We start from the raw sequence: 14,438 nt of genomic DNA, 5'->3' as shown, positions 1-14,438 counted from the left end.
GGAGCCATGCCGGACACCTCGTCGAGCCCCGAACCCCTGCCGATTCTGCTGCTCAACGGCCCGAACCTGAACACCCTGGGCGTCCGGCAGCCGGACGTCTACGGATCGGCGACCCTCGACGACGTCGTCGCGCTCGCGGAACGGACCGCATCGGAAGTGGGGTTCGGTCTGCGGGCCGCCCAGACCAATCACGAGGGCCAGATGATCGACTGGATCCACGAGGCCCGCGGGCAGGTCAGCGGCATCGTGATCAACCCGGGCGGCTGGACGCACACGTCGGTCGCGCTGGCTGACGCGCTGGTGGTTCCGGAGGTGCCGATCATGGAGGTCCACATCAGCAACATCCACCGGCGCGAGGCGTTCCGGCATCATTCCTACGTGTCGCCGATCGCGTCCGGGGTGATCGCCGGCTGCGGCATTGCAGGCTATGAGTTCGCGATCCGTCGGCTCGCGGAACTGGTCGACGCCCATTGAGCGAACTGGATGCCGTCGGCAGAACCGCACTCGGGGTCGCGTGGGCACGGGCGACGGAGTCCTCGCGTCGCGATGCCCTCTTTCATGACCCGCTCGCCGAGGCCATCGCGCGTGTGCGTCCGCGGCCGTATCCGGCCGAACGTGACAGCGAGGACAGCCGTGTCGAGGTCGAGGCGATGTACCTGTGGCTCGTCGCACGGACCCTGTTTCTCGACGATGTCCTCGCAGACGCCGCCGCGGCGGGAATCCGGCAGTTCGTCATCCTCGGCTCCGGTCTGGACGGTCGAGGATTCCGGAGCGGGCTCACACCCGACTCCCGGCTGTTCGAGGTCGACCGCCCCGCAGTGGTCGACGTGAAGGAGGCCGTGGTCGCCGAGGTGGGGATCGAACCCGTCGTCGACCGGCGGCCGGTGCGTTGCGACCTCGTCGACGACTGGTTGCGTGCGCTGCAGGACAACGGTTTTCGACCCGACGAACCGTCGGCGTGGCTCGCCGAGGGGCTGCTCGCGTATCTGCCCGCCGACGTCGTGACCCGCGTCATCGACGGTGTCAGCGTGGCGGCGACAGCGGATTCGAGGATCGGTGTCACCGTGCGCCGGGCGCGCAGACGCGCGCCCGGCCGTGACGATCCCTTCGCCGAGATCCGCGCACTCTGGCACGACAACCCGGACGTTCCCGCCGCCCTGGACGCGGCGGGGTGGGAGTGCTCGCTGAGTGACACCGGGTCCGTACTGGCGGCGCACGGCAGGCCGATCAATCGGCCGGGGATGAGCTCGGCGTCGCTGTTGGCGGGCACTCGGCGGGGTTGAGGGCCGCGGGCGAGCGCGGGCGCGTCACGACGTCACGAGTACGTCCCGAAGTCCGCCGTGACCCCGAGTCGCCGCAGGAAAGCGGCCCGGTCGAATCCGCTCGCCGCGACATCCGCGGCCACCGCCCGACCGGCGTTCTGGAGTGCTTCGCGTGACTCCCACGTCACCGCGGTCACCACGTTGTAGTCGCTCTCGCCGTCGACCAGCGTCACGACGTCGTTGCGGACGATGCCCGGCTGGCCACCGAGGATCCGGTGGGTGTGCCGTACCCGAGTGAGGAACTCGGTCATCGCCTCGGCGGGCACGGCGAACTTGTCGATGCGGTGGAGCTGCGGTGATGTCGATGTCATGTCGCAAAGTCTCATACTTCAAGTTCACTTGAGGTCAAGCAGCACTCCTGATTGCAACCGAGGGGTTGCAGACGTAGAGGTTCTGTGCAACTATCGGGTTGCACACAAACCATCGAGTCCCGAGGAGGACACCGTGGACACCCAATTCGATCGCATCGAACGCGAGATCAGCATCGACGCCCCCGCCGACCGCGTCTGGGCACTTGTCAGCGAGCCGGGCTGGTACATCAACGATCAGAAGATCCTCGACCATCAGATCAGTCGCGACGGCGATATCTCCTACGTCACCGACCCCGACCATGGTCGGTTCGCCTTCCGGACGGTGACACTCGACGAACCGAACTATGCGGCCTTCCGCTGGCACATCGATGCCGATGACCTGTCGAGTTCATCGACGCTGGTGGAGTTCTGGGTCACCGAGGCGGAGACGGGCGTCGTACTCAAGGTCGCCGAGTCGGGCTTCGGGTCGCTCTCCGAGCCGGAGGCCGATCGCCGCTCGCGATTCGACGACCACACCGAGGGGTGGGGCATCGAGCTGGATCTGGCTCGCGCCCACCTCAACGGGGCCGCTGCCCGTGCCTGATGGGGATGTGGTCTCGGCGAGCGAAGCGACGGGGGATTTAATGGCCGCCGCGCCGGTCGATCTGTTCGCGGCGCTCGCCGACGACAGTCGGTGGCAGATCCTCGTGACGCTCTCCGCGGCCCCGGCGTCGGCGTCGGCGCTGGCGTCCGAACTGCCCATCACCAGACAGGCGATCGCGAAACACCTTCGCGTACTGGAGGAGGTGGGGCTGGTCAGTTCGGCCAAGGCCGGCCGGGAGCTGCGTTACGAGCCGGTTGGCGCGCGGCTGAGTCAGGTCGCCCGACAACTCGATACCATCGCGCGTGGCTGGGACCGCCGACTCGACCGGATCAGGTCGATCGCCGAGGACGGCCGCCCCTGAGAACCGCCTGTCAGAGAGCTCCCATCGACGTCTGCCGATCGGTGGTCCTTGGCAGGCGCTTTCCCGGGGCGGTTTTCCGATATCGCGGGGCAACCGCTCAGGACACGTCGAGCGCTCGCCGGGCGGCGTCCGCGACGGAACCGTCGTATCGCGGTCCGTGGCCGGGGAACAGGACGGTCGCGTCGAGCCGGGTGAACGATTCGACGGTCCGCCGTGCCGTCTCGACGTCGTGCTGAAAGGCATCCGAGATACATTGCGGGCCTGCGATTGCCGAGATCGGATGCCCACTGACCAGTGCATCGCCGGACACCAGGACGGTATCGTCGGCGACGAGATAGGCGCTGTGTCCGTCGGTATGACCGTGTGCGGCAACCGGAGTCGGACCGCCGGGTAGGTCGAGTCGGGTCCCGAACGGCTTGGCGCCGTCGATTCCCTTGCGGCTCAACACGCCGAGCGGGGTCACCGCGGCCAGCCACCGCAGGACACGTGGCCGGTACGCGATCGGCAGGATGTCGAGGGGGCCGGCCTGCTGGAGGTACTCACGTCGGGCGTGTGTCACCTCGACCGGATCCATGTACACGTCGAATCCGTACTGCTCGCTCAGGGACACGAGTCCGCCGAGGTGATCGACGTGGGCATGGGTCAGCAGCGCACCTTGGATGTCCTCGGGCCGCCCGCCGATGTGCCGGATCGACTCCACCACGTCGGAGGCCTGGCCCGGGTAGCCGCCGTCGATCAGGGTGATGCCCGAACCCTCTTGGAGCAGAACCCAGTTCACGACGTCGGTGTGTACCAGGAAGGCCGATGACGATCCGGCGTCGACCCGGCTGATCAGGAACCTGCTCTTCGGCACGATCATCTCCGGACCACCACCACGAACGGGCCGACCTCGGTCACCGTGAAGCGTGGGTCGGCGAACACCGCGGGATCGAACGTGACCGAGTACCGGCTGACGTTCGGGTCGTTCGGATAGACATCCTTTGCCAACCTCAGCGTGTAACCGTCTGCGCCATAGCGGAACAGGAAGACATTCGGTGGCTTCCACGGTGACCGGTCGAGCTTTCTGATCATCTGGTCGGGCGTCGTCGACTCCGACCACCGCGCGATGATGGCCGCGCGCTTGTCGAACTGCGCCAACGGATTGGCGTAATGCGATGTCAGACCCTGGAAACCCCAGTACGGGTAGATGGAGAGGAATCCGTAGTCGGCGGTGAGCACCACGTTCTGCTCGGCCGGCCGGCCGGTCTGTCGGTGGATGAGGCGATTGATCTCGGGAAAGTACGATTCGGCGCCCGGTGGTCGCTGATCGGCGCGTTTCCCGTAGCCGTCGGTATCGGTGTAGGCGGTGGTGATCTCGGTGGAGAGATAGCCCGGGACGCCTTGGGCGAGGGCGATGGCGGAGACCGCCGCGACGGCACCGATCGCGAACCGGACATCGCCGAATCTACCGACCGCCCACCGCGACACCTCCGCCACACCGAGCACACCGGCGGCGCCGAGGGTCGCATCGAGGATCGGATCGAGACGGAACGAGAGGAGCGTGGTGCCCGCGGCGGTGAGGAGCATCGACAGCAGGCAGAACAGGTAGACGGTCAGCACCGTCAAGCCCAGCGCGAGGGCGATCGTCCGTTTCCGGAAACGCAGCAAGAGCCAGACCAGCCCGATGAAGGTGATGATCCCGACGAGGGTGAAGTGGAAGAACGGCAGCGGCAGGATGGAGCCACGCTCGGGCAGGTAGTGCTCGGCGGTACCGCCGCTGGCCGGTTCACTGCGGAGCCTCGACCACAGGTACGGCGCCCACACGAGCAATGCGATGAGTCCGGCGATCACGCCGACCGACACGAGTCGGCCGATGACCGCACCGATCGTCGAACGCCTTCGGGCGGAGACCGTCTCGTCGGGAACGGCCTTGTTGGAGGCGCCGAACCAAGCCTGGCCGATGAGATAGAGCGCCATCAGGGCCGCGGTGAGGGCGAACAGGCCGGTGTAGAGGGTGTAGAAGGTGGCGCTGAGGCCCAGGAACGCACCCGCCGCGACCACGGCAGGCCAACTCGTCCCGCGCCGGAGCCCGCCGACCGGCCCGTCGGCGATGCGCGATCGGCCGCGCAGCGCGTAGAGCAGCGTGATGAGCATCGGCGTGCCGATCATGACCAGCACCGCCGCGTACGGCTCCGGGGAGGCGTACATGAGGGTGATGGTGGTGACCGCGAGCGCGATCGGGATCCCGCGGTTCGCGCCGACCATCCGCGTCCACAGCAGGATGCCCACGGCCGCGGCCACCGACATCGAGATGATCGCCCACGGTTTGTAGGCCTCCCAGCCGGGAAGGCCCTCGACATTGGCGAACCGCCCGCCCCACCAGAACCAGCCTGCCGGGTAGTACGGCGGCAGGTCGATGTAGGTCATGTCGGCCAGTCGGGGGCTGCTCGTCATCCTGGTCAGGTACTCGGTACGGAACTCCTGATCCACCGAGAGACCGAACAGATAGAGCTTGGTGGCGCCCAGCGGCATGCCGAGCGTGACCGTCACCAGACCGGCCGACCCGACCACCGACAGAAGGCTCGTCAGCCATCGGACGCGGCCGCCGCGATGGAGGATCACGGCGACCACCAGCAGCGCGACGGCGACGACCTGGCCGACGGTGGTGAGCGCCCGACTCACGTTGGACGAGTTGAACGCGGGCCAGTCGACAGCCCCGATGATCTTGAGGCCGAGGTAGGCGATCGCAACGGCGACGACCGCACCGACGACGAGTTCTCCGACGTCGCGGGCGCGGCGAGCGGGGAGTGCCATCCTCAGATGGGCAGTCGACGGAAGATCGGGCGCGGGATGTGCCGCAGGATGATCATCACGAAGCGGAACGGCCCGGGCGCCCAGACGATTTCCTTGCCCTTGTCGGCGGCCGCGACGGCCAGGCGTGCGACGTCCTCCTTCTCGACCGTCATCGGCGCCTCCTTCACGTGCGCCGACAGGCGGGTCCGGACCTGTCCCGGCCGGATGACCAGGACGCGGATGCCGAACGGACGCAATGCGTCACCGAGCCCGAGGTAGAAGCCGTCGAGGCCGGCCTTGGTGGAGCCGTACACGAAGTTGCTGCGGCGCACCCGTTCTCCGGCGACCGAGCTCATCGCGATGATCTGACCGAACCCCTGTGCGCGCATCTTCTCGCCCAGCAACACCCCGACCGACACCGCGGCGGTGTAGTTGATCCCCGCCTCGGTGACCGCGACCTTCTGGTCCTGCCAGGCCTTCTCGTCGTCGGGTTGGATACCGAAGGCCACGATCGCGACATCGATGTCGCCGCCGGCGAAGGCCTTGTCCAGTACGGCCGGATGGGTCTCCGGGGCGAGGGCGTCGAAGTCGATCTGCTCGACGCTCGATGCTCCGGCCTTGGTCATCTTCTCGGCGGCGGCCGTCGCCGCGGGGTCGCCGGGGACGGTGGCCAGCACCACCCGCATCGGGCCCTTCTTGAGGTACTCCTCGGTGATGGCCAGCCCGATCTCGGAACTCCCGCCCAGCACGAGGACGGACCGCGGCACGCCGACGGCATTGATCATGGTGTCATTTCTCCTTTGGGAAGCGTTGTGGCCCTGGCAGTTCGGGCTTGTTTCAGACGAGCTGGAGGCGGCGTCCCATATCGGACATGAACACCCGCTCCGGATCGACACGGCGGCGCGTCGAGATCCACTCGTCGACCCTCGGATACATCGCGTGGAAGGTATCGGCCGAGGTGCGCGAATCCTTTGCGGTGTAGAGGCGGCCGCCGATCGACATGACCCGCCGGTCGAGTTCGTTGCAGAACTCGGCGAGGCCCTTCTTGATGGGGAAGTCGACGCAGATGTTCCATCCCGCCATCGGGAACGACAGTGGCGCCTGATTTCCCGGGCCGAACAGTTTGAACACGTTGAGGAAGCTGACGTGCCCGGATGCCTGGATGTCGATGATGATCTGCTTGAACTCCTCGACGGCCTCCGGCGGGACGATGAATTGGTACTGCAGGAACCCCTTGGAGCCGTAGGCGCGATTCCAGTTCCCGAACAGATCGAGCGGGTGATAGAACTGCGTCAGATTCTGGATCTTCCCGGTGTAGTTGCCACCCATCCGGTAATAGGCCTCGCCGACGATGGAGAAGTCGAACTTGTTGGCCAGCCCGTTGGGGAAGATGTCGGGGAAGTTCATCAGGGTCGGGGCGTCGAACTTCAACGGGTCCTTGGCCAGTTCCGGCGGCAGCTGATCCAGGGTGGCGAGCGAACCGCGGGAGAACGTGCCGCGGCCGAGCTTCGGGGGCTTGCTGATCGCGTCGAACCAGCCGGAGCTGTAGGTGTAGTTCGACTCGCTGCCGTCCTGATGCAGGGCGATGGTCTCGTCGAGTGTGGACGTGACCGTGCCGTCGGCGATGAAATACGCCGACTCGGTACGGGTCATCCTGATCTTCGCCCGCAGGATGATCCCGGTCAGGCCGATGCCGCCGACGGTGGCCCAGAAGATCGAGGCGTCGGGATCGTCGTCGGTGCCGTCCGGGGTGATCGTGATGATCTTCCCGCTGGCGAGTAGCAGCGTGACCTCGACCACGTGGTTGCCGAAGCTGCCGGCGCTGTGGTGGTTCTTGCCGTGGATGTCGCAGCCGATCGCGCCGCCGACGGTCACCTGCCTCGTGCCCGGCAGCACCGGGACCCACAGACCGTGTGGCAGCGCCTTGCGCATCAGCGTGTCCAGATCGACGCCGGCGTCGACGTCGACGATGGCGGTGTCGGGGTCGATCGAGTAGATCCGGTTGAGCAGCGACATGTCGATGGTCAGGCCACCGGCATTCTGCGCGTTCTCACCGTAGGAGCGACCGAGTCCGCGGGCGATCACGCCGCGTTTGAGATAGTCGGGTTTGTCGGCATTCTGGTCGGCAACTCGCGCCACCGCCTCGGCGATGACCTCGGGGTATGGGGTCGCCAGCACGTGCCCCTGGATGGGCATCGTGCGTCCCCACCCCATCAGTTTGCGGGTCTCGATCGGCAACAGCTCTTCTGTAGACATCGCTCATGAGGGTACCTGCACGGTGCGCGGGCACAGAGCCCTCACGGTGAGAAAACGCTGAGGGACGGGTGTGCATCTGCGGCGGTTGCCCCGGATCGCTATCCGCGGAGTGTTCTCGCTGCCGCATTGTGGCCCGGGATGCCGCTCACCCCGCCGCCGCGCCGTGCGCCGGCTCCGCAGAGCAGCAGGCGCGGATGCCGGGTCTCCACGCCCCAGGACCCGACCTCGGATTCGGACTCGGCCCACGGCCACTGGAGGCTGCGGTGAAAGATGTTGCCGCCGGGCAGGCCGAGGTTCTCCTCGAGATCCTGCGGGGTCTTGACCTCGATGCAGGGATTGCCGGTCACGTCGTGGGCGATCACCGACTGGATGGGCTCGGCGAGCACGGAGTTCAACGATGCGAGGGTGGCGCCGACCGCGTGCTCGACGGCGCCGGGTGCGTCGAACACCTCCGGGGGCATGTGCAGGGCGAACAGCGTCAGAGTGTGTCTGCCCTCGAGCTCGGGGCCGAGGATCGAGCCGTCCGAGAGTGTGTGGCAGTAGATCTCGCACGGCGGCTGTTCGGGCACCTGGCCACGGTCGGCCTGCTCCCACGCGATCCGCAGCTGGCTCGCGGATTCGTTGATGTGGAAGGTGCCGGCGAACGCGGCCTCCGGCGACGTCGTCGTGTCGCACAGGCGCGGCAGCCGTTCGAGCAGGAGGTTGATCTTCAGCTGCGAACCCCTCGGGTCTGCCTCGGTGTCGACGGGCTCGTCGAGGAGGCCGTTGATCACCTGTGGTGCGCAGGCCGCGTACAGCATCGACCCGGTCACGCGGTCGCCGGCGAGTTCGACGGTCCCGTCCGACGGGTCCACGCCGAGCACCCGGACGCCGGTGCGGATCTCGGCGCCCGCCGCGGCGGCGGCCTGATAGAGCGCGCCGGACACCGCACCCATCCCGCCGACCGGCACATCCCAGTTGCCGGTACCGCCGCCGATCAGGTGGTAGAGGAAGCAGATGTTCTGCCGCAGCGGCGATTCGTCGAGGTCGGCGAAGGTTCCGATGAGTCCGTCGGTGGCCGCGATGCCGCGCACCACGTCGTCGTCGAAGTACTGTCCGAGGAGCTCACCGAGCGGACGCGACGTGAGCATCTCCCAGATCTCGGCATCCGAGGTGTCGGTGCCGACCACCAGGTCGCGCATCTGCTCCGCCGAGCGGAGGGGTTCGATCATCGTCGGGAAGACCCGCTGCGCGATGGTGCCCATCCGGGTGCCGAACGACTCCCACGCGGTGAACGCCGCCTCTGAGCCGGTGGCGCGCCGAAAGCTTGCGGCGGTCGCCGCGGTGTCCTCGTTGTCGACGAGGATGCCGGTGGCGGGGTCGGCCGGCAGCGGGGTGTACGAGGAGAAACGGCGTCGGATCAGCCGGATGTCGAGTTCGAGGTCGGCGATGATCTCCCGGGGCAGGAGTGAGACCAGATACGAGTACCGGGAGACACGGGCGGGTAGCCCGGGGAACGGCATCGCCGACACCGCGGCGCCGCCGACGTGATCGGCTCGCTCGAGCACCAGTACCGAGCGCCCGGCGGCTGCGAGATACGCGGCCGCGGTCAGCCCATTGTGCCCGGCACCGATGATGATGTCGTCGTAGGTCATCACCGTCCAGCCTCGCAGATCGCCGCACGCGGCGGGCGGGGTTCACCGCACGTGGCGCGACACCGCTCAGCGCATGATGCGGGCCAGGAACGGTGTCGAGTCGGCCATCGATGCGATCACGGTGCCGGAGTGGTCCTTGTCCGGGTAGACGTGCAGCTCGACGGGCTGGTCGTTGGCGCGCATCTGGCCATACAGCGAGAGTGCCGACGGCGCAGGCACATCGGTGTCGAGGAGACCCTGCCCGAGAAAGATCGGCCGGTCGTAGCCGGAGTAGGGGGTGCCCATGTACCGGGTCAGCGCCGCCTGTGCGCCCGGGAGCGACGAGATCGGTGCGCGGAACATGGTCCGCAGATCACGCCCCTTCATGAGGGCGGTCATCTCCGGATAGCACAGGGTCCGTGCAGCGCCGATCAGTCGCCGGCCCGTCGGGGTCATGATCGACAGCGGGTCGAGATCCGGTCGGGCGTCGGCGAAACCGGCCAGGATGTAGGCGGCGTACGTGTTGAGCGCGGCCGGCAGGGTCACCGGCGGGAACGCGGGCCCACCGAGACCGAGGAGCAACTCGATGTTCGCCGGTGTGCCGGTGGCCACCACGCCGCGATAATCCAGGCCGCTGCCCGCGGACAGTTCGGTTGCCCGGCGCGCGCCGCCGAGTGCGGCTCCCGCACCCTGGGACTGGCCGACGATGGCCCATCGCGACGCGAGGGGCAGGTCCATCTGTCGTGCGGCCTTCACCGAGTCGACGATCGAATGCGCCTCCGACTCTCCGTTGAGGTAACTCATCAACCCGGGTGTGCCGAGGCCGACGTAATCGGTCGCCACCACGGCGTACCCCTGGCGTAGCCAGTGTCCGAGGTAGGCTGCGTCGCGTGCGCTGCGGGGCTGCGCCGACGGGGTACAGCTGTCGCCGAGGCCGGTGGTGCCGTGCGCCCACGCGATCATCGGCCAGCCGCCGCGGGGCGGTGTTCCACCGGGCACGAACACGGCACCGGTGCTGGATGCGGGGCGGTTGTGCTGATCGGGCGTCGCGTAGTGGATCCGATATGCCTTCGCAGCGCCGGGCACACTCAGACCGGCGTCGAGGGGCACCTTCGAGATCAGCGTCCCTGCCGTGGTCGGTACCGGGCCCGGGTAGTCGCGGACGTCGAGGCCCGACCACTGTGGTGGTGCGGTGGCCGGTTCCGGGGCGGCGAGGGCCGACGGCGACGCGGCCCAGGCGGCGCCTGCGACGGTGAGGGCGGCGATGGTTGCGGCGGCGCCCCGGCGCAGCGAGCGAGACTTCATGAACGGCAGCGTAGATCACGTCTTCGACCGCCTCACCGAGATGCCCCGATACGCCTATCCTTGGTGGGTGGACATTCCGTCAGTGAAGCTGAACAACGGATACGTGATCCCGATGGTCGGACTCGGGACGTCGGGCTTGCTGGGGCGACCGAGTGTCACCGCCGTCGCCGGAGCCCTGCGGTCTGGGTATCGGATGATCGACACGGCGAGCCGCTACAGCAACGAGCGCAGCGTCGGGATGGGTCTGCGGCAGTCCGGGGTCCCGCGCGACGACGTGGTGGTACAGACCAAACTCGGGGGCGGAGACCAGGGCTTCGACGAGGCGATCAACGCGGCGCAGGACAGTGCGCGACGTCTGGCCGTCGACCACATCGACATCTACCTGATCCATTGGCCCTGCCCGAGTCTCGGCCGTACGGTCGAGTCCTGGAAGGCGTTGCTGACACTGGCCGACGAGGGTTTCATACGTACCGCGGGCGTCTCGAACTTCACACAGCGCCAACTGCAGTCGCTCTACGACGAGACGGGTCGCTGGCCCGCACTCAACCAGATCCAGTGCTCCCCGGCGCTGGCGCGCACGGAACTGCGGGAATTCATGACGGAGAACGGAATCCATGCCCAGGCGTGGCATCCGACCGGGCGCAAGGAGGGCATGCTCGGTGAGCCGGCGGTGATCCGGCTGGCACGCAAGTACGGCAAGTCGCCGACCCAGATCGCGCTTCGGTGGGCGGTCCAACAGGGGATCAGCGTGGTGCCGAAGTCGTCGCACGCCGGCCGTCAGATCGAGAACGCCGATCTCTTCGACTTCGCGTTCGAGCCCGATGACCTGACCGCGCTGGCCGAACTCGATCGGGGTGAGAAGGCCGCACGCGACTCCGAGGTCGAGGAAGAGTTCTAGGCACGGGGGCCACCGTCGGCCATCCGATCGACGGCTGGACTAGGGTTGCAGGCGTGTCTCGACCCGAGTCCGGCGCAGAGGACGAACATCCGCGCCACGACGATTTCACCACCCGCCATGCTCCGACGCCCCTGGAGCTGCCGTTCAACGATGGCGAGGCGTCGACGAATGTCGACCTGAAGACACAGATCATCCGATTCGCCATCACCGGCGCGGGGTCCGGGGTTCTCGACTTCGGACTGACCCTGCTCCTCCAATACGTGATCGGTACGCCGTTCTGGATCGCCAAGTCGTTCGGCTTCATCCTCGGCACCACCACCGCATATCTGCTGAATCGTCGCTGGACGTTCGAGGCCGAGCCGAGCGCGTTGCGGTTCGTGGCGGTGGCGGCCCTCTACGGTGTGACATTCTTCGTCAACGTCGGTCTGTACACCTGGTGCTCGCACCTGTGGCCGCAGACGATCGTCTACAGCTTCGCCGCCTATGTCATCGCGCAGGGCACTGCGACGGTCATCAATTTCATCGTGCAACGCCTGGTCATCTTCCGGATCCGCTGACGCGATGACCTCCGCGGTCGTCGTCGGAAGTGGGCCCAACGGTCTCACCGCCGGGGTCGTACTGGCCCGCGCGGGTTGCCGGGTCCACGTGATCGAGGCCGCGGATGCCATCGGTGGCGGCGCTCGCTCGGCAGAGTTGCTGCGACCCGGCGTGGTGCACGACCTGTGCTCGGCGTTCCATCCGATCGGCGCAGGCTCGCCCGCGTTGCGGAGTCTGGGCCTCGACCGGCACGGTCTGCGATGGCGGTGGCCGGAGATCGACTGCGCGCATCCGCTCGACGAGGGCCCGGCGGCGCTGCTCCATCGCTCGGTCGCCGACACCGCCGACGGTCTGGGTGAGGACCGGGCGACCTGGCGCGACATGATCGGCGGGATCGCAGCAGACTTCGACGAGCTCGCCGACGACCTCCTGGGTCCGCTCGTGGCCATGCCGCGCCATCCGATCAAGCTGGCGGAGTTCGGGCATCGCGCCCTCTATCCGGCGACCGGTGTGGCCCGGGTCTTCCGCACCGCACAGGCCCGCGCGCTCTTCGGCGGCGTCGCCGCACATGCCTTCACGCGTCTCGATCGACCGGGTTCGGCCGCACCGGGTCTGGTCCTGCTCGCCGCAGGCCATCGCCATGGCTGGCCCGTGGCGCAGGGCGGTTCGGGTGCCATCGTCACCGCGTTGGCCTCGGCGCTCATCGATGCGGGCGGCACCATCACCACGGGCCAGGAGGTCACCAGCATCGACGAAGTGGATTCGGCCGACGTGGTGCTGCTCGATGTCATGCCTGCGGCAGCGGCCGGCATCCTCGCAGATCGATTGTCGGGGCGCCGGTCTCGGCGCTACCTCGCGCACCGTCACGGTCCGGCGGCATTCAAGGTCGACTACCTCGTCGACGGCGACATCGGCTGGACCGACCCCGACTGTGGGCGCGCAGGCACGGTGCATCTCGGCGGTACCTTCGACGAGATCGTCGCGGCGGAGAACGATGTCGTCGCCGGCCGGATGCCGGCTCGCCCGTTCACACTGGTGGGCCAGCAATGGCTCGCCGATCCGACGCGCGCTACTGGCTCCCTTCGACCGCTCTGGGCCTACGCTCATGTGCCGCACGGGTTCACCGGTGATGCGACGCCGGCGGTGACCGCGCAGATCGAACGATTCGCGCCGGGTTTCCGAGCGCAGATCGTCGACTCGATCAGTACCTCGCCCGCGCAGCTGCAACAGCAGAACGCCAACCACGTGGGTGGCGACATCGGGGGCGGGCGAAACGATCTCACCCATCTGATCGCCCGACCGCGACTGTCGCCGAACCCGTACGACACCGGGGTGCCCGGTGTGTACCTCTGCTCGTCGGCCACGCCGCCCGGTGGCGGCGTCCACGGGATGTGCGGCCGCAACGCCGCTGAGGCGGCGTTGCGGTACCTCAATCGGTGACGGCGATCAGCCGTTCACCTTGGCGATGACGTTGTCCGCATACCAGTTCAGGTGGTCGATCTTCTTCTGCAGAGGCTCCGTGTCCGGGCCCTTGATGTAGGGCAACCGGAATCCGACGATCACGTCGGTGACGCCCTTGTCCTCGAGTCGTTTGCATCCGTCGACCGAATACGCGTCGACCGAGATCACGTGTATCTCGAAGGGGTCGTTGAGCTTTCCCTCCGCCTTGCGGATGTCGCCGATCTTCTCGATCAGCGCGTCGAGCTCTTCGCCGTCGCCGCCACCGTGCATCCAGCCGTCACCGCGGACGACCGCCCGGCGCAGGGCAGGCTCGGCGTGACCGCCGACGAGCATCGGGATCGGCTCGGTGGGGGCCGGCGACATCTTGATCTTGGGGATGTCGTAGAACTCGCCGTGGAACTCGAAGTACTCACCCGTGGTGAGGCCCCGGATGATGTCCATGCATTCGTCCATGCGTTTGCCGCGGCGTTTGAAGTCGACGCCCATGAAGTCGTAGTCCTCGGGCCAGGGGCTGGTGCCGACACCCATCGCGAAGCGGTTGTTGGTGAGGAACGCGACCGAGCTCGCCTGTTTGGCCACCAGGGCAGGCGGGCGGACCGGGAGCTTCACGACGAAGGGCGTGAACCGGATCGTCGAGGTCACCGCGCCGAGCGCCGCGGCCTGGATGAACGTCTCGATGAACGCCTTGTCCTCGAGGAACTCGCGGTTCCCGTCTTCGGTGTAGGGGTAGGTGGCGTCCGATTCCTCGGGGTATGCCAGAGAGTCCGGGATGGTGAAACCCGCGTATCCCGCCTGCTCCGCCGCCTGGGCGAGCGGTGGGTAGAACGTCGGGTCGGTCATTGCCTCGGCGAAGGTGAAGCGCATCGTGCTCCTCGGGACGTGTGACAGTCTTCACCAAGAGTAGAACACGTTCTAATTCGTCTGGGAAGCGGCTCGCGAACCGTTCGCGACCTCATTTCGAGTCCGCGACCTCGGCCGAAGTCGCGGAGTCGAGATGAGGTCGCGTCCATCGTCGGCCA

15 protein-coding genes are annotated in these 14,438 nt (G+C 67.5%); 7 read left to right on the top strand and 8 right to left on the bottom strand.

Annotated features, from left to right (window positions below; all coding sequences use genetic code 11):
* Positions 1-6: 6 nt before the first annotated feature.
* Positions 7-474 (top strand): type II 3-dehydroquinate dehydratase, encoded by a 468-nt coding sequence (aroQ, locus tag IDF66_RS11860; RefSeq protein ID WP_190266983.1) that lies wholly within the window; start codon positions 7-9, stop codon positions 472-474.
* On the top strand, positions 471-1,283 hold the full coding sequence (locus IDF66_RS11855; protein ID WP_190266982.1) for an SAM-dependent methyltransferase: 813 nt from the start codon (positions 471-473) through the stop codon (positions 1,281-1,283). The genes aroQ and IDF66_RS11855 overlap by 4 nt, the downstream gene beginning before the upstream one ends.
* A gap of 32 nt (positions 1,284-1,315) precedes the next feature.
* Here the strand turns inward: IDF66_RS11855 and IDF66_RS11850 are convergent, their stop codons facing one another.
* Entirely contained in the window at positions 1,316-1,633 is a 318-nt protein-coding gene (locus IDF66_RS11850; protein WP_190266981.1) for an antibiotic biosynthesis monooxygenase, read from the bottom strand.
* A 133-nt stretch (positions 1,634-1,766) separates the two neighbouring features.
* Here IDF66_RS11850 and IDF66_RS11845 point away from each other — a divergent pair, with 133 nt between their 5' ends.
* Complete coding sequence (locus IDF66_RS11845; RefSeq protein ID WP_190266980.1) at positions 1,767-2,216, top strand: SRPBCC domain-containing protein; 450 nt, start codon at positions 1,767-1,769, stop codon at positions 2,214-2,216.
* A 40-nt stretch (positions 2,217-2,256) separates the two neighbouring features.
* Entirely contained in the window at positions 2,257-2,577 is a 321-nt protein-coding gene (locus IDF66_RS11840; protein WP_164309540.1) for an ArsR/SmtB family transcription factor, read from the top strand.
* Positions 2,578-2,674: 97 nt separating this feature from the next.
* On the opposite strand, the gene IDF66_RS11835 is transcribed toward IDF66_RS11840, so the two are convergent.
* From IDF66_RS11835 to IDF66_RS11810, 6 genes are all read right to left on the bottom strand, one after another.
* Positions 2,675-3,436, bottom strand: coding sequence for an MBL fold metallo-hydrolase (locus tag IDF66_RS11835; protein ID WP_190266979.1), 762 nt, complete (start codon positions 3,434-3,436; stop codon positions 2,675-2,677).
* Positions 3,433-5,370: a galactan 5-O-arabinofuranosyltransferase gene (locus IDF66_RS11830; protein WP_190266978.1), complete on the bottom strand. Its 1,938-nt coding sequence runs from the start codon at positions 5,368-5,370 to the stop codon at positions 3,433-3,435. The genes IDF66_RS11835 and IDF66_RS11830 overlap by 4 nt, the downstream gene beginning before the upstream one ends.
* 2 nt (positions 5,371-5,372) lie before the next feature.
* Positions 5,373-6,134 carry a decaprenylphospho-beta-D-erythro-pentofuranosid-2-ulose 2-reductase gene (locus tag IDF66_RS11825; protein WP_164309543.1) on the bottom strand — a complete coding sequence of 254 codons (762 nt, stop codon included), beginning with the start codon at positions 6,132-6,134 and terminating at the stop codon, positions 5,373-5,375.
* Between the two features lie 52 nt (positions 6,135-6,186).
* On the bottom strand, positions 6,187-7,605 hold the full coding sequence (locus IDF66_RS11820; protein WP_164309544.1) for an FAD-binding oxidoreductase: 1,419 nt from the start codon (positions 7,603-7,605) through the stop codon (positions 6,187-6,189).
* Between the two features lie 98 nt (positions 7,606-7,703).
* Entirely contained in the window at positions 7,704-9,239 is a 1,536-nt protein-coding gene (locus tag IDF66_RS11815) for a phytoene desaturase family protein (RefSeq protein WP_190266977.1), read from the bottom strand.
* Between the two features lie 66 nt (positions 9,240-9,305).
* On the bottom strand, positions 9,306-10,523 hold the full coding sequence (locus IDF66_RS11810; RefSeq protein ID WP_190266976.1) for a prolyl oligopeptidase family serine peptidase: 1,218 nt from the start codon (positions 10,521-10,523) through the stop codon (positions 9,306-9,308).
* Between the two features lie 67 nt (positions 10,524-10,590).
* Here IDF66_RS11810 and IDF66_RS11805 point away from each other — a divergent pair, with 67 nt between their 5' ends.
* Genes IDF66_RS11805 through IDF66_RS11795 form a run of 3 tightly spaced genes read left to right on the top strand, consistent with a single transcriptional unit; the run spans position 10,591 to position 13,398 of the window.
* Positions 10,591-11,421, top strand: a complete 831-nt coding sequence (locus IDF66_RS11805; RefSeq protein ID WP_190266975.1) for an aldo/keto reductase — start codon at positions 10,591-10,593, stop codon at positions 11,419-11,421.
* Positions 11,422-11,474: 53 nt separating this feature from the next.
* Positions 11,475-11,978, top strand: a complete 504-nt coding sequence (locus IDF66_RS11800) for a GtrA family protein (protein WP_164309548.1) — start codon at positions 11,475-11,477, stop codon at positions 11,976-11,978.
* A 4-nt stretch (positions 11,979-11,982) separates the two neighbouring features.
* Positions 11,983-13,398 carry a phytoene desaturase family protein gene (locus IDF66_RS11795; RefSeq protein WP_190266974.1) on the top strand — a complete coding sequence of 472 codons (1,416 nt, stop codon included), beginning with the start codon at positions 11,983-11,985 and terminating at the stop codon, positions 13,396-13,398.
* A 6-nt stretch (positions 13,399-13,404) separates the two neighbouring features.
* Here IDF66_RS11795 and IDF66_RS11790 read toward each other — a convergent pair whose 3' ends face one another.
* Positions 13,405-14,283 (bottom strand): TIGR03619 family F420-dependent LLM class oxidoreductase, encoded by an 879-nt coding sequence (locus IDF66_RS11790; RefSeq protein WP_190266973.1) that lies wholly within the window; start codon positions 14,281-14,283, stop codon positions 13,405-13,407.
* Positions 14,284-14,438 lie beyond the last annotated feature (155 nt).

It is taken from the genome of Gordonia hankookensis (genome assembly GCF_014673215.1).
Classification (GTDB): domain Bacteria; phylum Actinomycetota; class Actinomycetes; order Mycobacteriales; family Mycobacteriaceae; genus Gordonia; species Gordonia hankookensis.
Note: the sequence above shows the minus strand (reverse complement) of the source record. Positions and strands in the feature narration are given on the sequence as shown.